At 66.6% G+C, this 18,495-nt stretch carries 22 protein-coding genes and 1 other RNA gene; 7 read left to right on the forward strand and 16 right to left on the reverse strand.

Annotated elements, in window-relative coordinates; translation table 11 throughout:
* Positions 1-27: 27 nt before the first annotated feature.
* The 3 genes from R2707_05070 to R2707_05080 all read left to right on the forward strand — a co-directional run bounded on the left by R2707_05070 (position 28) and on the right by R2707_05080 (position 1,808).
* Positions 28-432 carry a TIGR04086 family membrane protein gene (locus R2707_05070; protein MEZ5244450.1) on the forward strand — a complete coding sequence of 135 codons (405 nt, stop codon included), beginning with the start codon at positions 28-30 and terminating at the stop codon, positions 430-432.
* 12 nt (positions 433-444) lie between these two features.
* An RNA gene (gene rnpB / locus R2707_05075) (RNase P RNA component class A) lies at positions 445-803 on the forward strand.
* Between the two features lie 381 nt (positions 804-1,184).
* Positions 1,185-1,808 carry a hypothetical protein gene (locus R2707_05080; protein MEZ5244451.1) on the forward strand — a complete coding sequence of 208 codons (624 nt, stop codon included), beginning with the start codon at positions 1,185-1,187 and terminating at the stop codon, positions 1,806-1,808.
* A 126-nt stretch (positions 1,809-1,934) separates the two neighbouring features.
* Here R2707_05080 and R2707_05085 read toward each other — a convergent pair whose 3' ends face one another.
* Positions 1,935-2,771, reverse strand: coding sequence for a DUF4145 domain-containing protein (locus tag R2707_05085; GenBank protein ID MEZ5244452.1), 837 nt, complete (start codon positions 2,769-2,771; stop codon positions 1,935-1,937).
* 125 nt (positions 2,772-2,896) lie between these two features.
* Here R2707_05085 and R2707_05090 point away from each other — a divergent pair, with 125 nt between their 5' ends.
* Positions 2,897-3,331 (forward strand): hypothetical protein, encoded by a 435-nt coding sequence (locus tag R2707_05090; GenBank protein MEZ5244453.1) that lies wholly within the window; start codon positions 2,897-2,899, stop codon positions 3,329-3,331.
* On the opposite strand, the gene R2707_05095 is transcribed toward R2707_05090, so the two are convergent.
* From R2707_05095 to R2707_05130, 8 genes are all read right to left on the reverse strand, one after another.
* A complete protein-coding gene (locus tag R2707_05095) occupies positions 3,307-4,179 on the reverse strand; it encodes an IS3 family transposase (protein ID MEZ5244454.1) in 873 nt (290 codons plus the stop codon). The two genes, R2707_05090 and R2707_05095, sit on opposite strands and share 25 nt — an antisense overlap.
* Positions 4,176-4,460, reverse strand: coding sequence for a transposase (locus R2707_05100; protein MEZ5244455.1), 285 nt, complete (start codon positions 4,458-4,460; stop codon positions 4,176-4,178). The genes R2707_05095 and R2707_05100 overlap by 4 nt, the downstream gene beginning before the upstream one ends.
* Positions 4,461-4,962: 502 nt before the next feature.
* Positions 4,963-5,355: a hypothetical protein gene (locus tag R2707_05105; GenBank protein ID MEZ5244456.1), complete on the reverse strand. Its 393-nt coding sequence runs from the start codon at positions 5,353-5,355 to the stop codon at positions 4,963-4,965.
* 584 nt (positions 5,356-5,939) lie between these two features.
* Positions 5,940-6,482 carry a hypothetical protein gene (locus R2707_05110; protein ID MEZ5244457.1) on the reverse strand — a complete coding sequence of 181 codons (543 nt, stop codon included), beginning with the start codon at positions 6,480-6,482 and terminating at the stop codon, positions 5,940-5,942.
* A 66-nt stretch (positions 6,483-6,548) separates the two neighbouring features.
* Entirely contained in the window at positions 6,549-6,797 is a 249-nt protein-coding gene (locus R2707_05115; GenBank protein MEZ5244458.1) for a hypothetical protein, read from the reverse strand.
* Between the two features lie 553 nt (positions 6,798-7,350).
* Positions 7,351-7,578 carry a hypothetical protein gene (locus R2707_05120; GenBank protein ID MEZ5244459.1) on the reverse strand — a complete coding sequence of 76 codons (228 nt, stop codon included), beginning with the start codon at positions 7,576-7,578 and terminating at the stop codon, positions 7,351-7,353.
* Between the two features lie 40 nt (positions 7,579-7,618).
* A complete protein-coding gene (locus tag R2707_05125; GenBank protein ID MEZ5244460.1) occupies positions 7,619-7,876 on the reverse strand; it encodes a hypothetical protein in 258 nt (85 codons plus the stop codon).
* Between the two features lie 719 nt (positions 7,877-8,595).
* Positions 8,596-8,790 (reverse strand): hypothetical protein, encoded by a 195-nt coding sequence (locus tag R2707_05130; GenBank protein MEZ5244461.1) that lies wholly within the window; start codon positions 8,788-8,790, stop codon positions 8,596-8,598.
* 65 nt (positions 8,791-8,855) lie between these two features.
* Here R2707_05130 and R2707_05135 point away from each other — a divergent pair, with 65 nt between their 5' ends.
* The gene (locus tag R2707_05135; protein MEZ5244462.1) at positions 8,856-10,061 is read left to right on the forward strand and encodes a DUF222 domain-containing protein; all 1,206 of its coding nucleotides are present in this window, start codon (positions 8,856-8,858) and stop codon (positions 10,059-10,061) included.
* A 14-nt stretch (positions 10,062-10,075) separates the two neighbouring features.
* Here R2707_05135 and R2707_05140 read toward each other — a convergent pair whose 3' ends face one another.
* Positions 10,076-10,741: a cyclase family protein gene (locus R2707_05140; protein ID MEZ5244463.1), complete on the reverse strand. Its 666-nt coding sequence runs from the start codon at positions 10,739-10,741 to the stop codon at positions 10,076-10,078.
* Positions 10,742-10,831: 90 nt separating this feature from the next.
* Between R2707_05140 and R2707_05145 the strand changes: the two genes are divergently transcribed.
* Positions 10,832-11,164 (forward strand): hypothetical protein, encoded by a 333-nt coding sequence (locus R2707_05145; GenBank protein ID MEZ5244464.1) that lies wholly within the window; start codon positions 10,832-10,834, stop codon positions 11,162-11,164.
* A gap of 10 nt (positions 11,165-11,174) precedes the next feature.
* Here R2707_05145 and arfB read toward each other — a convergent pair whose 3' ends face one another.
* The 5 genes from arfB to R2707_05170 are packed head-to-tail and all read right to left on the reverse strand — an operon-like array spanning position 11,175 to position 15,670.
* On the reverse strand, positions 11,175-11,570 hold the full coding sequence (gene arfB, locus R2707_05150) for an alternative ribosome rescue aminoacyl-tRNA hydrolase ArfB (GenBank protein MEZ5244465.1): 396 nt from the start codon (positions 11,568-11,570) through the stop codon (positions 11,175-11,177).
* A 12-nt stretch (positions 11,571-11,582) separates the two neighbouring features.
* Complete coding sequence (locus R2707_05155) at positions 11,583-12,152, reverse strand: histidine phosphatase family protein (protein MEZ5244466.1); 570 nt, start codon at positions 12,150-12,152, stop codon at positions 11,583-11,585.
* Positions 12,152-12,634: a hypothetical protein gene (locus R2707_05160; protein ID MEZ5244467.1), complete on the reverse strand. Its 483-nt coding sequence runs from the start codon at positions 12,632-12,634 to the stop codon at positions 12,152-12,154. The genes R2707_05155 and R2707_05160 overlap by 1 nt, the downstream gene beginning before the upstream one ends.
* Positions 12,635-12,655: 21 nt before the next feature.
* Positions 12,656-13,363: a hypothetical protein gene (locus R2707_05165; protein MEZ5244468.1), complete on the reverse strand. Its 708-nt coding sequence runs from the start codon at positions 13,361-13,363 to the stop codon at positions 12,656-12,658.
* The gene (locus R2707_05170; protein ID MEZ5244469.1) at positions 13,364-15,670 is read right to left on the reverse strand and encodes a transglycosylase domain-containing protein; all 2,307 of its coding nucleotides are present in this window, start codon (positions 15,668-15,670) and stop codon (positions 13,364-13,366) included.
* Positions 15,671-15,736: 66 nt separating this feature from the next.
* On the opposite strand from R2707_05170, the gene R2707_05175 reads away from it, so the two are divergent.
* On the forward strand, positions 15,737-16,621 hold the full coding sequence (locus R2707_05175) for a hypothetical protein (protein ID MEZ5244470.1): 885 nt from the start codon (positions 15,737-15,739) through the stop codon (positions 16,619-16,621).
* Positions 16,622-16,623: 2 nt separating this feature from the next.
* Here the strand turns inward: R2707_05175 and R2707_05180 are convergent, their stop codons facing one another.
* Positions 16,624-18,402, reverse strand: coding sequence for a PilZ domain-containing protein (locus R2707_05180; protein ID MEZ5244471.1), 1,779 nt, complete (start codon positions 18,400-18,402; stop codon positions 16,624-16,626).
* Positions 18,403-18,495 lie beyond the last annotated feature (93 nt).

An 18,495-nucleotide genomic window follows, 5' to 3' on the forward strand; every position in this document is an offset into this window, starting at 1 on the left:
CCGTAGCGCGCCGCTAGCATTCGCCCCGTGCTCGATTCTCTCAACCGGTCGGTGATCTTCGCAGGGGCGATGATGACCCTGCTGATCGCCGTCCCAGCGGCGATCGTGACCGCGTGGCTGTCCGACGACGGCGCGACCGACGAGTCCAACTGGACACTCCTCGCCCTTCTCGCCATCGTGATCGCCTATCTACTCGGCGGCGCGCTCGCCGGCCGTGCCGTGCCGAGCGCACCCTTCACCAACGGGGCGGCGGCAACCCTGCTCGCGTTCCTCATCGTGCAGGGCATCGGCATCGTCCTTCGCCTCAGCCGCGGCGACGACATCAACCTGATCGCCCTCGTCTTCAACGGCCTCCTGGCCGCGTCGTTCGGCACGTTCGGCGCATGGTTCGGCGCCCGCTGGGCCGCTCGGCATCCCCACCCCCTAGCCTGAGAGCGGTGGCGGGGAGCCGGCTGGATGGCTGCGGCCCACTTCGGTGGGTCGAGGAAAGTCGGGGCTCCGCAGGGAAGGGTGCTGGCTTGCGCCAGTCGAGGTGACTCGCAGGAAAGTGCCACAGAAAGCAGACCGCCGATCGGTTTCGCCACCGGTCGGTAAGGGTGAAACGGTGCGGTAAGAGCGCACCAGCATCCCGGGCGACCGGGATGGCTCGGCAAACCCCACCCGGAGCAAGGTCATACAGGGAGAGGGCGTCCCGTCCGCAGACACTCCCGGGTAGACCGCACAGATGGATGGTCATCCACGGAGACATCGGCTTCCACCCGGTGTCTCCCGGACAGAACCCCGCTTACAGGTCGACTCCCCGCCACCACCAGCCGAAACCCATGAGAACAAAGGGAATCTCCGCCATTCAGCCAGCCGAGATGCGGCCGCTATGGAACAAATCTGGAACAAGAGCTGAAACCCGCCCATGTCTGCCGAGCCGACCAGCAGCCGCGATCGCTTGAGCGCAACGCCGGACGATCGTCTTCGCAGAGCCCCGGGGCGGGCAAGACGACCATGTCCGCGGCACTCGATCCGATGCTTCGAGTCGTCGTGGCCGAGGCGGTCTTCGAGACCGACATCCCGCTAGTCAACGTCTCATACACACCATGCAGTCGAGCTATCGCCTAATCCAGTTCCATATTGCGGGTTGAGAGTGGGGTGGGTTCGCCGCCGTTGCGCGTGCTGCTGACACACTGCGAGTTATGGGTCGAGTCTGGTCGTGGGCTTCGTCAGCCGGCGAGGTGGAGGAACGGAGAGCGGAGGCTCGGGCACTTGTTGGCGAGACTCTGTCGGAGGTCCGGTACTTCACGCTCGACTACAAGCGGGACGAGCTGGCGCGAGATCACTCGGGGCCACGGCTCATCACCAGTGACTTCGAGTGGTCTGACCCCTGCTGGGCCTCCGAGGCGTGCGACAGCCTCGAATTCGGCGTCGAGCTGCAGACCGCCGACGGAGTGACCTTCTCCGTGACCTGGGACCCGCCGGGAGTACAGGAAGGCATCGGCATTCAAGCCCAACCCCTGGGTACCACGCTTCATCCTGAGGCGGAGATCGCGATGTGGGAGGTTGGTGTACGAAGCCGGTGGTTCTCCGCTATTGGCCAGCGGGTCGCCGATGTGGACCTTCACTACATCCCGTGGACACGAGACGGTGGCGACTTCTGGTGCCCTCGAATCACCGTCACGTTCGGCGACGTTCCCGTCGTCTTGATGCTTGGTGAGGCCAGCGAGGATGGAGGAATCGGTCCTTCGGCGGACAACGTTGCTGTCCTGTTCGAACCACATGCCGTGCCGGACTGGGCGCTGCGGTTGCCATTCACCGCCTAACCACGCGTGAGCCCCGCGGAAGCGTGGCGAGTACACCCGGGCGCCACGCGCGAGAACGGCACATGGAGCGGGTGTCAGCCTAACCAACGTCACTCAGAGCGTATGCAACCCGGAACCTGGGCTCTGTCACGCCCCCTTGTCAATCCCATCCGTGTTGTTGGACAGACTGACTAACGCTGCTGGCAGGCGATGCAGCGTGAATTCGAGTGATAGCTCGTCTCGAACGAAGCCGCGGTGGACCGCGAAATTCCCGTCGTCTCGAACAGCGCTGAAGCAGTCGCGCGTGGCCGCGTGACTCAAGGGCTCCACCTTCCAATGCTTCGGTCTGACCGTCTCAAACAACTTCTGTATCAGGCGCGCGAGGTTGGAGTCGGCGTCATCGTCCCCCATCGCTAGCGCTGCTCTGACCGCCTGCTCGACGGCTGCCCGAAGGACAACGGCGGCGGCGACATTCAGGCCGGCCCACCGCGCCTCTCTCGCCTGGAAGTACAGCGATCGAACCTGCTCCCATTGGATCTCGTCGAGGTTCGCCAGGCCCGTTCGCTCGCTGCGCTGGTCAAGGAGCTTCTGCTTCGCCATCACGAATCGCGGAACCCGGAACTCGACAACGTACGGCTCGGTCGCTGGCGGCCACCCCATCGTCTTCCAGAGTTCCCGCGTGAGCCATGTCTTGCTGCCGTTCTCCAGATCGATGCGAATTAGTCCTTCGGAGTGGAGCTCCTCCAGCGCCTCGACGGCCAGGTGCTCGACCTCTGCGAGCTCGTTGAACCTGGGATGCGCGGCGACCCTGCCACGGTCGACGTCCTTGATACCCGCGAGCGCTTCCGCAATCTCCAGAATGAGGCCCGCCCCCTCGACCGGCTTGCCAGGCTCCAATCGGCCCGCCACGAACTCCTTCGCCGCAGCGATGCGAGCGCGCCAAGTCGAGGTATCGAACGTGCTCGGTCCTACGTCGCTAGCCACCGCGCAGACCGTAGCCGGTTGAGTCAAGTGGGCCGCCACGCCCCGATCGTCGAGCAGAAGCAGCCGCTGCCCCCGAGTGGCCGGGGCCAGCGAGGCCGCGACCCGTGGAGAGTAGGGTCGGAGTGATGATCCCCGGGTTGCCGTCGTTGGCTGGAACGCAGCGCTACCTAATCTACGGCTACGCGCTCCTGCTCTCGGGCTGGCTTGTCGCCGAGCCATTCGACTGGTCGACATCTTCGGACCGGCACCCAGTGAGAATGGTCGGAGATCTGCTCTCCTCGATGTCCGGCACCGCTACGTTCGCAGCGATCTCGTCGCTCGCGTTGGTCGTCGGGTCCGTTGTCGCTGCCGTGCTTCCATCCGACTTCCTTGCCGATTTTTTCCTCGGACGGATGGCCGGGGATGAGGAAGAGGTCGACTCGATGGCGAAGCTCGTAGACGTACGCAGTGAACTCATGGCCCAAGGGCTCACTACACGCTGGGATGGCGGAATGGAGTTGACCCGGTTCGGTGGACACGGGCTTCTGTCAGTTGATCATGCCGCCCGGGAGGCGGTGTAGGTCTCATCCGGGGTGCGGTGGCCGAGGCGGGCTTGGTGTCGGCGTCGGTTGTAGAAGGTCTCGATGTAGTCGAACAGCACGGTGCGGAGCTGGGATCGGGTCATGTGTTCCCAGTCGCCGTGGATGTGACGGATCTCCTTCTTGATCGTGGCCCAGGTGCTCTCCATGGCGGCGTTGTCCCAGCACACTCCGGTGCGCCCGAACGACGCGGATACGTCGTGGTCGGCCATCGTCAACGCGAGGTCTCCGGAGACGTATTGGCCGCCCCGATCCGCGTGGTGGATGACGTCGCCGTCGGGCTGGCGTCGGGCGAGCGCCATGACGAGGGCGTTGACGACGATGTCGGCCGTGGCTCGGGTTGCCATTGACCAGCCGGCCAGACCCCGATCGTGGAGGTCGAGCACCCCTGCGAGGTGCAGCTTGCCGTCGCGACACTTGAACTCGGTGATGTCGGCAACCCATCGCTGGTTCGACGCCTGCGCGGTGAAGTCTCGGCCGATCAGGTCCGGCCCCGGGGCAGCACCGGCCTTGCGGCCTCGGCGCCATTTCTTGCGGCCGTGCACCCCGACGAGGCTGCACTCGGCCATGATCCTCGCGAACCGTTTGCGACCAACGGCGATGTTGCGATGCTGAAGCTGCCCCAGCACCCGAGGGGTGCCATAGGTGCGCTGCGACGCGACATGAATTTCGTAGATCTCGTTCGCCAGCTCAGCGTCGGTCACGTAGCGCTCTGACAACGGCCGGCTGCGCCACGCGTAGAACCCCGACCTCGAGCACTCCACGAGCTCGCACAACCGCTTCACCGGATAGCCGGCCTGATGGTCTTGGACGAACCGGAAGCGGGTCACCGGGTCGTCTCCCTGGCGAAATAGGCGGCCGCCTTGCGGAGGATCTCACGATCCATCCGAAGATCCGCGTTCTCCTTGCGAAGCCGCGCCAGCTCGGCCCGCTCGTTCGCATCGAGCGCCCCCGGCTCGTCCGCCGCGTCAGCCTCCTTGACCCACGCCGCCAACGACCCATCGCTAATCCCGAGCGACTCCGCTACCTGGCATCGAGGACGATCCGAGCTGCGATACAACTCCACGGCTTCACGCCGGAACTCCTCGGGATACTTCGATGGACGACCCATCCGGGCCTCCTTCCCCTCGACTCACGTCAAGGATCAGGTGTCCACCGAACCGGGTCAACTCCACATGACGTATCAGCCACTTGTTGGTACACAGCCACAGTTGAGCCATCGGCGACAAAGGCCTCATGCGCGTCATCCGAGACATAGAGTTCGCGCTGCCCCTCGACAAAGCCTGTGAATCGGGCGTCCTCGATCAGGTCAAGTCCGCCAGTTTCGCCCGTGGGAACGAAGCTCGCCCTTGGCGGACCCTCTGAGCTAGGGCGGTCAGTATCGAGTGCGACCTGGATCCAAAAGCGGTCGGCCGGGCTGCAGCGCGCCTCGATAATGACGAGGAAGTCGGCGCATGACCCGTCGGCGTTTTGCCACCGTATCGCCTCGACACCGAAACCCTCGGCGCTGCATTCGCCCGCGATCCGGGGGGGGCGAATCGGTCTGATCGGACGCGCAGCCGGAGCCGACCAGTAGGAGCCACGCTAGTGCTGCGAACGTGGAGCGGCTTCCGTTAGTTCGCAGCCGCAAGGCCGACGATCTCCTCGACCAGCTCGCCGAGGCTGGCGTGGCTGAAGATGCGCGACTCGCCCGAGTGCTCGCCCAACACCAGGAGGTTGCCTGTTTGACCGTGGCTATGGTCCTCCTCGCCCGTGTGTTCGTGCAGGGGATCGGAAGAATGGGACTCCATCAACGCACCCTCGTATCCTGTCAGCACATAGACCGACGGCTCGTCGAATCCTTCAATAAGGCGCGCTGGATCCATCAGGAACAGCACAGCATCAGAATCACCAGCGTCCGGAAGAAGCGAGGTCAGGGATTCGACGTCCTGGTTCGACGGAAGCGGATACTCGAGCTTCACTTCGCTCAGCTCTCCGTCCGCTTGCCCAGCAAGCACCTCACTCACATCGAAGTGAAGGTAGACAAACGCAACGGACCGGTCTACATCTGCATCCACCTGGACACTTGGCCCGAGAGATACCCGAGAAAGACTTGCTCGAACCACTACGTCGGACTCTGCGATGTACGCGTCAAGCGAGTCCCGCTGGAAAGTAGGGTCACCGTGAGTGCCCCACCCCAATGCCGATGAGAACGCGTCGACACCGCTGCTCACCGCTGTGGACTCTGCCCCGGAGTCGCTCGCGGATCCAGATTCTGAGCAGCCTGTTGCTGCGAGGAGAGCGGCGACCAAGCCTGACCATACCAATCGAATCACTCGTGCCGGAGGCACGCAATCGACTGCTGCTGCCATTGGGAGTTGGCCTTTCGACAATGTTCGGGAGCGCCTTCGGAAGCCCGAAGAAGCCTCCCTTTGACACCTTAGTACTTCGCGTTCACATGATCGATGTCGTGGGTCGCAAGCTGGTTGCTCGTCCGGCCATCTGCAGCTGTAACCATGCAAGACGATGCGAGGAGGTGATGCTTGAGGCCGACAGTGTGGCCAACCTCGTGGCATCCGAGTTCCTTCAGCTCGTGAGAGGACCAGCTCACCTAGTTGACCGTCTCCTCGATGTACCGGATGAGCGACTTGGAATACTGGCCGTCCGTGGCCTCGAGAAGATGTAGGCGTGCCGGTGAGTCGGATCGAAGTGCTTCGGCGAAGATGAGAAAATGGCGCAGGATCTTGGGGCCGACTGACTTGAGCCAGATGTTCCACTGGAACGGATCTTTGGTGGATGCGTCGAGCCGGTCCAGTCCAATATGAGCCAATCGGCTATGGATAGCGTCCACGCTGACACCATCGGGTAGCGGGATGGCCCAATCCCGCAGACAGTCGCGAGCACCGACCTGGTCGCTCTTAGGTCTCTCTGGCTTCAGGAAGTACACGAGATTTCGAAAATGCGTGAGTGCGGCTTCGAGGGCGCTCTGCTGAGCGAAGTTGTCGAGAGGCGGGGGGAGTTCGCTGCACCAGCCATCGTTGCCGTACCTGATGAAGTCGGTCGCACGACGTGCCTCGTAGCCGACGTGTCGGAGCATTCCATCGAGGACCGCCGGGTCGTTCTTGTCGGCAAGCGGATTCTCGACATTGTCCATTGAGCGATTCTCGCATGGCACGTCGTACGTGACACGGGCGCCGCAGACCCGTCGTGGACCGCTCTCTCATGAGATGGCGCGGCCAGAGAACGACGGGAAAATCCATCCCCGTAGATGCGACTCGGCTTGCTCTCGCGGTGAGGGCCGCCAGCGCTGAGCAGCGAGCCAGGTCGCGGCGTAGTCGCCGAGCGGGCCCCGGCCGGCGGTCCGGTCGGTCCAGAGTCCGCGGTCGGCGTCGGTGGCGAGCGACCGCGCCCATGCATCGGCGTCGGCCTTGCGATCGAACAGCCTGGTCCGCCGGCGATGGTTGGGCATCTGCACTGCCGCTCACCAGCGCCGGCCGTGTCGGTAGATGGAGGCCATCAGCCGACGTCCTCGCAACTCACGACGTCGGTTGTGAGCGGGCCACCCGGAAGTGTGCGCTCCCAGATGATGAGGTTCTTGTTGGTCAGGCGGTCGCACTACGCAGCAATCTCGGCGTTGGTCGGCCCGCACGACAGCCCCGTGTCGATCTCGTCGCACACCTGCCGCTCGACGAACGGGCTCGGTACTCCGTACGTAGTGGTGCCTAGGAGAGCCAGTGTCGCGGCGGCCGGGACTCCGAGGAGGACTCCGACGCCGAGGAGTGGTCGCGCTCGGCTGGACCGCTTCCAGACCACTAGAGCGCCCGCGAGGAAGGCCAGCGCTGCACAGCACACCGCAACTGCTACGAGGGTCATCGTCGGGTAGCGTTCGAATCCGTCGACCTGGCTACTCGCGATCAAGCTTGCTCCCGTGTGCAGAGACGCTGTCACTTCTGGACCGCAACATCCGCCGGGTGGACCGCGACGAGCGGAACATCACCCCAGCGAGGTTCGAGGTGGGCGCGTCAGTGCGAGTCGAAGGCCTCGCGGGTCGATGGTCGCCACGGTCGGGACTCGAGCCAGCCACCGTCACGGGTGACGTAGCGGCCGACGGTGAGTTTCCGATCAGCAGCGGTGGCCGATACCCCGGCGTCGAGGTCGGACTCGATGCGGCGGCGCTCGGCGTTGGCGTCAGCCTTCGCGGCGAACGTCTGTGATGACTGCCACTTGCCGTCGATGCCTCGCCACTTCACCCGATAGCGGCCGCTGGGAGCTTCTCGATCGACGCCATGGCTATTCGATCTCCCGCTTGGCACGACGCGCCGACACGAGTCTGGGTAGCCCGACTCCGCCGACGATTGCGCCAACGATGTCGCCGATGGTGTCGGCTGTGCTGTCTCTCACTCTGTCGAGGTCGTCCGTCCCGACATCACCGCGGACTATCTCGGGCACGAGCATGACGCCCCACACCACATAGTTGGCGATAAGCATGCCGAGGAAGGCGCCCACAAGGACGAGCCCGGCGATCTTCAGCGTTCGGGTGATCTGCATACAGAGGCTCCCACCTGGAACAAACGCGGAACGACAGTAGCGCTGTATGGGGTAGTTGTGCGCAGACTGTAGGTGGGTTGACCTGCGGTTTTCTGCGGTTCTTGCTCAGGTACAGGCCAGTCGGCCTATCGCCCGCTTACAGGTCAACTCCCCGCAACCCCGCCGATCCAACCACCTCGAGTATCGAGAGGCCGAAGATAGCCGCCGCGGCGATGTCCGCGCGCCATACCGCGCCGGCGACCGGCTGGCCGCCCAGATGCCGGCGCATCGGTCGCCGCGGCGCCATCAGAGTCCATCGAGAACCTCAACAAGCAGCAAGATCCATGAGAGAGCAGTGAATGCCAGCAGTCCCCAGAACTCCCGACTACGTGGCGCTGTCAGCGCGAGATGGACGAGAGCCACGGTGACAGCCAGGCAAAACACCAGCACCCAGGCTGCTGGATATGGGGTATCCGGAAACCGCTTGCTCGCGAACAAGGCGATTATGGGAAGTCCGACTTTCATGCTGGACTTCCCCGCCTAGGAGATCCACCAGGCCGTTGGCGGGGCGAGGTACGGAGGTAGATACGTTCAACGAGAGAGACCACACGTACCTCATCGACGGCTGGCAAGGAACTGGCTTCCGGATGTTGGATTCTCCCATGGACTTCTGGCCGTTTCCGCCACCAACGCATCCGATCACTACGCCGGCCGACCCGACTGGAACCTCCTCGCCACCATCAGACCCCGCTGAAATCCGAAGAGCCGGTTGTTTGGTTGGCGGCGGCCAGGCGGTCGCCGTAGTGGATGGTCAAAGTGTTCAGGATGGACTTCCATCCGTTGATTCGTCCAGTGGGGTTCTGGCGGTTCTTCCGCCGTTCGATCGCGGTCAGGGAGAGCACCTTCAGCGCAGCGTGCTCGGAGGCCGTCAGCACCGAACCGGCGGCGACCTGCCCGGAATCCTCGATCCAGTGTCACACCCCCGTCGTAGATTCGGGTCATGGCACTGGCGGAGTTGGACGATCTGAGCGAGGCGATACGGCTGGCCGCGAAGGTCGACTATGCGCTGCTTCCCAGCGGCGAGGCGCAGGCGGCGGCCGAGAAGGTGCAGCGGCTGAAGGCGCAGCTCGTGGCGCTCGAGGCCGAGGCGTTGGGCGCCTACGACGCGTCGATGGAGTGGACGGTCGGCGGCCACCGCTCCCCTGCGGGAGCGCTGCGCCATCGGTGTCGGCTGCGGGGCAGTACCGCACGTGCTGCGGTCTCGTTGGCCCGCAAGCTCCGATCGATGCCGGCGACGTCGCTGGCACTCCACGACGGAGCCATCTCCGAGTCACACGCACGGCGGCTCTGTCTCGCCGCCACCCGTCCTGAGTTCGCCGAGGCCGAGGCGTTCCTCCTGCGCAAGGCTGCGTCGCTGTCGTATGCCGACTGGGACCGGGCCGTCAGCTACTGGGAGCAGGTGGTCGACGAGGCCCGCCGAGGTGATGATCCCGAGCCGCCCGACCCTCAGGAGCAGGACCGTGCCTTCCACTCGTCGAAGACGCTGGCGGGCATGGGGAGACTCGACGGATGGCTCGATCCGATCGGCTTCGACGAGTTCTCCGAGGGACTCCACCGCATCGAGCAGGAGATGTTCGAAGCCGACTGGCAACAGGCCAAGGCCGCCCACGGCTCGCGGACCACAGCCGAGCTGCTGTGGCGATCGCCGGCGCAACGGCGGGCGGATGCACTGGTGGAGATGGCCCGACGATCGATGACGGCACCAAAGGACGGGAAACAACCCCGCCCACTGGTGATCGTCCACGTCGACCACGACACCTTCGAGCGGGCGCTCGCCCAACTCGCCGGCGAACCCGCCCCGGAGCCCTTCGGCACCGATCGGCGCTGCGAACTCGACGACGGCACCGTGATCTCCCCCACCAAGATGATGGAGCTCGGAATCGTCGGCGACGTCCGACGGCTCGTCTATGCATCCCCCGGTGTGATCCTCGACTACGGACGCAAGGTTCGCCTGTTCACCGGTGCCCTGCGCGAGGCCATCTGTGCCCGCGACCGCTTCTGCACCCACCCGGGGTGCGAGATCCCGGCCCGTCGGTGCGAGATCGACCACGAGATCGACTGGGACCACGGTGGACCGACGAATCACCGCAACGGACGAGCCAAGTGCTCGTTCCACCACCGCCGCCACAAATACGGCGCCGGATAGCGGGAATCGGCAGGTCAGCCGACAGTGGCGTAGGCCCGCACGGTGAACGTGCCCGCGCCTTCGATCTTCGGAGGCACCGCCGTGAAGGTGAAGCCGCTCGGCCCGAGCGCGTCGAGGTTGGTGAGATGCTCGATGATCGGGATGTCGGCGGCGAGAAGGATGCTGTGGACGGGCCGTTGGCCGTCGTCGGTGGCGTCGATGTTGAGCGAGTCGATGCCGACGCAGGCGACGTCGGCCGCCACCAGGGCCTCTGCCGCGGCGGCGGTGAGATGGGGGTGGTGCTCGGCGTAGGCCGGCGTACCGAAGAGCCGGGAATGGTCGGTCCGGACCAGCACCGCATGGCCGGCCAGCGACGACAGATCGGTCTCACCCAGGTCGATGGCAGTCACGCCGAGCGCATCGAGACAGACCGCAGGCACGGCGGCGACACGGTCGAGTGCCAGCTCAGCGAGGTCGTGACCGTGCGCGTAGCGATGGAACGGCACGTCGATGTAGGTCCCGGTGTTGGTGCAGATCTCGATCATGCCGATGTGGAACGTGATGCCCGGGCCATACGCCTGTTCCGCCGCCTCGCGGGACAGATGCGTGCCGATCACCGGCGCCGGAAGCCCCGGATAGGTGTCCATCCCATCGGTGATCCGATGGCTGAGGTCGATGTGCTGGGGGCCGGCGTCGCTCATCGGGCGATCCTACGGACCCCGGCGCCGGCGACGCCGAAGATATTCACCGCATCGCGTCTAGGGTCGGGTTCAATCGACGCAGGGCACCTGATGAACGATCCACACGATGGCGCAACCGAGACGACCGGGACCGTGCACCCTCCGGACCCACTGCCGGTCGAGGCGCTTCGCTGGCTCGAACACATCGCCGTACTCGAACTCCACGCCGGCCGACTCCCCCGCCGTACCGGCCAGGTGGCCACCGCGCTGGTCTTCCTCGATCGCGACCTTCCGATGAGTTCACGCGAGATCGCGAAGTTTGCACGAGCGGGGCACGAGACCGTCCGCCGCTCGGCCGATGCGCTCGAAGCCGAGCGCCTCATCGACCGTCACCGCCGGCCGCTGTATCAGGCTCGAGCACCGCTGACCGGCACGCTTCGCTGACCCGTACGGCTCACTCCTCTGTCGACGGTCGGCGCCGTTGTCGCTTCACATCGCCGCGCTTGCGCTTGGCGTCGAGACGCCGACGCTGACTCCCCCGGGTCGGCTTCGTGTCCCTGCGGGGACGTTCCACCTTCGCCGCCGCATCGACACGGGCCTGGATCCGCTCCAGGGCGAGTTGGCGATTGCGGTACTGGGACCGTTCGTCGTCGACGGTCACCCGAATGACCTCGCCGAGCTTGGCCGACACCCGTTCTTTCAGAAACGCCGGCATCGACGTCGATTCAGCGATACGGAAGACCGCCTCGACCTTGGTGTTGGACCGGTTGGCGTGCTGACCGCCGGGTCCTCCCGACGCCATGTAGCGCAGCGTCACCTCGTCCTCTGGAACCGTCCAGCGTGACGACATGCGACCACTCTCTCATACCAGGTGGTGCACCTCGTTGAAGCTGTGCAGCGACGGTGCCGGTCCTCCCACCGCGATGCGGGAGATCGACGCCTGTTGCACGAAGCACCGCCACTGGGATTCGATGCCGATACCGAGCGCCCACGCCACGGCGGCCTTGATCGGCGAGACATGGCTGACGACCGCCACATCACGGGTCGATGCCTCGGCGATCAGATCGGTCAGCGCCGGCCAGACACGAGCGGCGAGGTCGTCGAGGCTCTCCCCGGCCTCGGGGCGCCAGCCGGTGTCGGCCCGCCAGGCCGCCCACGTCGACGCGGGCACGTCGGCCACCGGGGTTCCTTCCAGCGCGCCATAGTCGAGCTCGATGAATCGCTGGTCGGTGTCGACCGGGAGGCCGATCGCCTCGGCGGTCTCCTGGCACCGGCGCAACGGGCTCGAAATGACCCGATCGACTCCTTCCAGCGCGCGCCCGATCGCGGCGGCCTGGAGACGGCCCGTCTCGTCGAGACCGGGGTCACGACGGCCCAGAAGCTCGCCCGAGGCATTGGCCTCGGTGCGGCCGTGGCGGACCAGGATCAGCATCAGGACATCCTCGGGAGTCGACCGGTGCGTCGGAGCTCGGCGAGATGCTCCGGTCGGGTCAGATCGAACCGACGCACCAACCACACCAAGGCTCCGATCCCGACGAGTTCGAGCAGCACGAGCACGACCGGGGCACGGTCGAACTCGGGAAGCGGACGTTCGGCGATGCCGTCGAGGCCGCCGACAGGCCACCAGAAGAGGTCACGGCGGGTCCACGTGCCCGCCGCGACGAGGAACACGAAGGTGCCGATCGGAATGCCGAGCAGTCGCCGTCGGAGAATGCGGCGGCCCACCGTGAGCGCCATCACGACCGCCATCAACCCCACTGATCCGAGCAGCGTGTGGAGGAGCAGGGGTCGGCCGCTCAACGCTTCAGCCAGTGGCAACACGCCGCCGAGCGCGACGAAGCGATAGTCGATCGCCGGGCTGTCGAAGACGAACAGCACCGCGAGCACTGCGGCGGCCACGAAGAAGAAGAACAACGAACAAACCGATCCGACGCGTCAGGTGATGACGATGCGACCGCACTCGTTGCAGCTGAGCACGGCCCCCGCGTCGGCATGCTTCATCCGGTCGAGTTCCATCGCCGGCATCGTCGACGGGCAGCCGACACAGTTGCCACCATCGAACCCGACGACCGTCGCCGAACCGAAGCCGGGCCGAAGGCGTTCGTACTCGGCGAGGTCGGCCTCGCCCACCTCGGCGACCGCGGCCGCGCGCGCGGCGACGACATCGGCCAGCAAGGCGTCGACTTCGGCTTCGCTCGACGCCAACTCCGCTTCGAGCGTGGTGATCCGGGCGGCGACCGACTCGAGCGCTGCCTCGGCAGTCGCCTGTTCATCGGAGAGCGACTCGGCCTCCTCCATCGCCTCGAGCGCACGGTCCTCGAGTTCGGCCTGCCGTTCGCGAAGACCCTTGATCTCCTCCTGCAGCGGCTGAAGGTCCTTCATGCCGACCTCACCGCTGTAGAGCCGCTTGTCGTCCTGGTCGGCTTTGGTCGCGAAGATCTGCGCCTCGTCCTCGAGCCGCTTCTGACGCGTCGCGACCTCGACCCGAGACACGCCGAGGGTTTCGATCTGGCGCTCGAGCCGGAGTCGCTCGTCGGCCGCTTCGGCGAGCGCCTCGCGTTCGGGAAGCGTCGCGTGGCGGTGCCGGAGCTGGTCCCCTTCGGTGTCGAGTCGTTGGATGTCGAGGAGCGGGTGTGCGGTCATTCAGCCTGAGGTCGTCGTGGTCGGTGGAACCGTCGTCGTAGTCGTCGGTGGTTCCGTTGTTGTTGTCGTCGTCGTGGTGGTCGAGGTCGTCGTGGGTGGATCCGTCGTCGGTGGCGGTTCCGTGGTCGTCGTCGTGGTCGTCGTGGTCGTCGTGGTGGTCGGCGGAATACAGGTGTCGAACTTGCCGTCGTCGTCTTCGTCGAACGGCACCAGCAGTGTCGGGCACCGTCCGATCGAGGGGTCGAAGACGAAGCCGGAATCCTCGCAGAAATCGACGACCCCGTCCTCGTCCTCGTCGACCTCGCTGGAGCTGTCGCCACACGGGCTGCCGACCAGCTGCTTGTAGCGGTCCTCCTCGTCGTCGGTCCGCAGCCGTTCGCCAGGCCTCGTCGGCGCCGGAGCATCGAACGATCGGGGTTCGAGATCGGCATGGTAGAACTCGTTGAACGCCTGCCAGATCGCGGCCGGAGCCGAGCCGCCGGTCACGCCGCTGCGGTAGCCGAGCTCGGGAATGCGAACGCCTCGCATCTCCACCTCGGCCAACGGATTCCCCATCCACACGGCCGTTGCGAGATAGGGCGTGTAGCCGACGAACCATGCGTTCTTGAAGGACTGGCCGGTACCGGTCTTGCCGGCCGCCGTCTGGCCCGGGATCTGTGCGCCGGTGCCGGTGCCGCCGCGCACATTCGCCTCCAGTACCGAGGTGACGAGCCGGGCCGATTGGGTCGAGATCGCCCGAGACGGGTCCGGCTCGTTGACGAAGACGATGTTGCCGGATCGGTCCTCGACCCGCTCGATGAAGATCGGGTCGACCTGAAGGCCGTCATTGGCGAACGTGGCGTACGCGGTCGCCATGTCGAGCGGTGTGATGTCGAGCGGCCCGAGCGGCATCGAGATCGGGAGCGACGAGAGATCGGCGGTCACGCCGAGCGCCCGGGCGGTGTCGGCCACGTTCGAGAGGCCCACGATCTGACCGAGCCGGAGATAGGCGCAATTCGACGACGACAACGTCTGACTGCGGACCGTGCGGACCGAGCCGGAGCTGCCTCCACCGAAGTTCGTGGCTCGATACGGATCGGGACTCCCGCCCGGATTGTCGAACTCGCACGGGCCGGCGCCGTTGATCTGATCGGACGGAACGATCCCCTTCTCCATCGCGGCGGCCAGAACGAACGCCTTGAACGAAGAACCTGTCGGTCTGCCGCCCTGGGTCGCGATGTTGAACTCACCGAAGCCCGGCACATCGAACCCCGGCCCCCCGATGATGGCCCGGACCTTCCCCGTTCCCGGTTCGACCGATGCCAGCGCGGCGACGAAGCCCCGGTCGTCGTCGGGGGTGAAGCGGTCGACGGCCGCCCTCGCCGCGTCGTAGGCGGCGGGGTCATAGGTCGTGTAGACCCGAAGGCCGCCGCTGAACAGGGCCTCGGCCCGCTCCTCGTCGGTCGTGCCGAGACGCGGGTCCTCCAGCAAACGACGGCGAACCTCTTCGATGAAGTAGTTGTCGGGCTGCCACTCGGACGGCACGAAGCGGGTCGTCGGGACAGGCACCGCCCGATAGCGCTCGGCATCTTCCTCGGTGATGTCGCCCGTCGCCACCAGACGACGAAGCGCGACGTCGCGCCGGTCGCGTGCCGCGATCGGGTTCAGGGTCGGATCGAAGCGCGACGGGTTCTGGATGAGGCCGGCGAGCATGGCCGCCTGCGGATAGTCGAGCTCGGCCGGGGTGATGCCGTAGTAGATCTCCGCCGCGGCGACGACGCCGTAGGCGCCGCCGCCGAAGTAGACGGTGTTGAGGTACTTCTCGAGGATCTCGTCCTTCGTGAACTGGCGTTCGAGTCGCCGTGCCAGCGCCGCCTCGGCGATCTTGCGATCGACGTCCTGGTCGTCGCCCACAACGGCGTTCTTGATCAACTGCTGGGTGATCGTCGAGCCGCCCTCCTCGATCCCGCCGGCGTTGACGTTGCGGATGAACGCACGGGCGATCGCCTTCGCATCGATGCCCGTGTGCTCGTAGAACCCCTCGTCCTCGACCGCGATGACCGCCTCGATCATTGCCGCGCTCACGTCGTCGAGCTCGACGAGCTGTCGATTCTGCTCGCCGTACAGCACATCGAACTCGTCGCCGTTGGCGTCGTAGACGATCGTGCGCAGCGCCAACTCCTCCAGATTGATCTCGACGGCGGTCGACTCGTTGGCGCCGTAGATCTCGACGATGCGGGGCCCGAGGGCGGCGAGCGTGAACGCAACGGCGATGCCGCCGCCGATGATCACCGTTGCGAATCGGAGGAGACCGATGAGCCCACGCACCGCACCAACGGTACTGGCCGCCTCCGCGAGACGGCGGTCAGGGCATCGAGGTGCGAACATGTCGACGTGACCAGGATCGCGATCGTCGGCGGGGGGCGGGCCGCCACACTCCACGCCGAGGCGGCGATCGCCGTACCCGGCGTCGATCTGGTCGGTGTCGGCGGGCGCCCGGGAAGCGCCGGCCCGCTGGCGGAGGCGGCGCGGGTACCCGACCTCGATCTGGCCGAGATGGTGGCGCGGGCCGACGGTCTCGTGATCGCCGTCGACCCCGACGCGGCCCCGGAGATCCTCGATCGAGTGCCGGAGGATCTGCCTGTCCTCGTCGAGTCACCCGTGCGGGTGACCGCCCGTCGTCCCAGGGCGATGACGGCCGTCAACCTCCTGCACGCCCCCACCGTGAAGAAGGGGTTGCGGGCCATCGCCGACCTCGGCGATGTCCACCACCTCGCGCTGCGAGGCCGGGCGATCCGCCGAGATCACGTAACAGACCTCTTCTCCGAACCCTTCGCCGGGGCGTGGCCGGTACTACTGATGGCGGGCGGCGCAGCTGCGCTGTCGGTTGCCGCGACGCTCCACGATGCCCAGGCGACGGCCAGCGTCACCCTGACCGACGGACGCACGGTGACGGCCGCGCTGGAGTGGGTCGGATCAGACCGCGACGAGTACACCCCGGACGCATTCACCGAGCTCGAGGCGGCGAGTGCCACGGGGGTGGCAACCATCGGGCTGTGGCCGCTCCCCACCCTCGAACTCGACGGCCGCGCCGTGGCCACGAGCGACGAACACCCGCTCGTCGCGCTCGGCTTCGTCGAGCAGATGCGGCGCTTCGCCGCCGTCTGCGACGGGCGCAGCGAACCCTGGCCGTCACTCGACGTGGGACTGGGCGTGACCTCGCTGACCCGGGCGGCCGGACGGAGCGCCGCCGCCGGCGGATCGCCGGTCGACCTCTGACCTCAGCCGTAGGCCGCCTCGTGACGCCCGAGGGCGACGAGCCGCCGGTCGATCGTGAGGAACTCGATCACCGGATCGAGTGGCGCGTCGGTCGGGTCGTCGAACGCCAACCCGAGCCGGACGCCCCCTTCGGGGTCGGCATGACGGTGGGCGATCCGGACCAGCGCCGAGACGTTGCGCCACGCGCCGTCGGCGTCGGGAATCCGGAACGCGACGGTGGTGACATCGTCGACATCCGGGATGCTGTCGGCGGTCGCGGGCACGACGATGCCGGCACCGCCCGTCGACAGGTCGACGAGTTGACCCTCGATCTCCTCGATGCGGCAGGTGACCAGGCCGAGCCGCACCCGCTGGTTCGACCGCCGCTGGTGACGGACCACGGCATCGAACAACACCTCCATCGCGACGGCGAGGAATCCGAGGGTGAGGGCGAAGGCGATCACGGCAGCGGACACCGGAAGACGGTTCGTCCAGTCCCGCCACACGGAGACGGCCCCGATGATGACGGCGACGTCGAGCACCAGAATCATCGCGACGAGTGCCCCCAGCCCGGCTCGGTTCGCTCGATGGCTGAGGTTGCCGAGCGGCATGAGATCGACGCCGAGCGAGCGCAGGTCGCTGCGCAGGATCGACAACGGTCCCAGACGGCCCCGGCCGAACTGACGGTGTGCCCACCACCGAAGCAGGTAGCTCGGGCCGGCCAGCGCGGCGAGAACGGGCACCGACGCGTGCATCGGCACCCGGCCGAACGCCAGGGTGAGGACTGCGCCGGCGACGAGGAGCACCCGCTGCAGGGCGGCGATCGTGGGCACGAGGGCCTCGAGGTGGGCCAGCTGCGCCGGGCGCGGAATGCCCCGGAGATCGTTCGGACCGAGGGCCCGCAACGCCCGGGCGGCTCGGCCATGGCGTCGGGCCAGGCTCTCACCGAGGCCGTGCGGCCCCCGCACCCGGGCGAGGGTCAGCGGCAGGTGGGTCACGATCATGCCGCTGCGGATCACGTCGAGCCCGACCCTTCGTGCATCGTCGAGCATGTGGCCCGCGCCGACCGAGTCCAACCGGGCGAGCGCGCTACGCCGCACCAGCACCGGACCGTCGCCGTACCAGGGAACCGATCCCCGGGCGGCGAGCCGCGGCCGGACGACCTGCTGCTCGAACGGCTCGAGTGACCAGTGCCCGTCGGGGTCGTACTCGAAGGACGTGGGATCGGCCTCTTCGATCCCCACCTGGATGACGGCGATGTCGGGCGACGAGCAACGCGCCGCGGCAACCGACACGAGGTCCGGCATCGGAAGGTCGCCGGACCGCAGGAGGAGCACCCAGCTCGTCCCCGAGGACATCACCGCTTCGTCGAACCCGGTCGACGGGTCGACCACGGTCGCGTGGAGACGCTCGGCGACGGTACGCAGTCGCCGCGAGTCGTCGCCGTCGACGACCGACACCCGATCGATTCCGGCGACACGACGCAGGGCGACCAGGGTGGTGCGGAGCTCGTCGACCGATGTCCCGGTCGCGTCGATGACTGCCGCGATGTCGGGCATCGGTGCGCCGGGCGACACGACGACCTCGATCGGCTGGTCGCGAGCCGAGTGGACCCGTGCCGCGAACACGACGACGGCGAGAACCTCGGCCGTGAACAGGACGGCCGCGGTCGGTGCGTCGGCGCCGCCGAGGGTGAAGACGGCGCGCCACAGCAGATAGACGACAGACCACGCCAGGGCGACACGGGCAGCGAGGTCGACGACACGTTCGTCGGTCGAGCTGGTGCGCGCGAAGGGATCCACGACCATCCCGTCGGAAGCGACGGGTCGAAGTGAAGGACCGTCGCCGCCGGTGTTGTCCGCGACCTCGGCCGAGAACGAGAACGGCACCCCGGA

This window comes from Acidimicrobiales bacterium, from assembly GCA_041394245.1.
Lineage (GTDB): Bacteria > Actinomycetota > Acidimicrobiia > Acidimicrobiales > Aldehydirespiratoraceae > JAJRXC01.

Bases quoted from the DNA above. Each gene is read 5' to 3' on its own strand.
- R2707_05125 (MEZ5244460.1), bottom strand. From the start codon at position 7,876: ATGCAGATCACCCGAACGCTGAAGATCGCCGGGCTCGTCCTTGTGGGC.
- R2707_05090 (MEZ5244453.1), top strand. From the start codon at position 2,897: ATGATCCCCGGGTTGCCGTCGTTGGCTGGAACGCAGCGCTACCTAATC.
- R2707_05110 (MEZ5244457.1), bottom strand. From the start codon at position 6,482: ATGGACAATGTCGAGAATCCGCTTGCCGACAAGAACGACCCGGCGGTC.
- R2707_05115 (MEZ5244458.1), bottom strand. From the start codon at position 6,797: ATGCCCAACCATCGCCGGCGGACCAGGCTGTTCGATCGCAAGGCCGAC.
- arfB (MEZ5244465.1), bottom strand. From the start codon at position 11,570: ATGTCGTCACGCTGGACGGTTCCAGAGGACGAGGTGACGCTGCGCTAC.
- R2707_05100 (MEZ5244455.1), bottom strand. From the start codon at position 4,460: ATGGGTCGTCCATCGAAGTATCCCGAGGAGTTCCGGCGTGAAGCCGTG.
- R2707_05165 (MEZ5244468.1), bottom strand. From the start codon at position 13,363: ATGACCGCACACCCGCTCCTCGACATCCAACGACTCGACACCGAAGGG.
- R2707_05140 (MEZ5244463.1), bottom strand. From the start codon at position 10,741: ATGAGCGACGCCGGCCCCCAGCACATCGACCTCAGCCATCGGATCACC.
- R2707_05080 (MEZ5244451.1), top strand. From the start codon at position 1,185: ATGGGTCGAGTCTGGTCGTGGGCTTCGTCAGCCGGCGAGGTGGAGGAA.
- R2707_05155 (MEZ5244466.1), bottom strand. From the start codon at position 12,152: ATGCTGATCCTGGTCCGCCACGGCCGCACCGAGGCCAATGCCTCGGGC.
- R2707_05145 (MEZ5244464.1), top strand. From the start codon at position 10,832: ATGAACGATCCACACGATGGCGCAACCGAGACGACCGGGACCGTGCAC.
- R2707_05135 (MEZ5244462.1), top strand. From the start codon at position 8,856: ATGGCACTGGCGGAGTTGGACGATCTGAGCGAGGCGATACGGCTGGCC.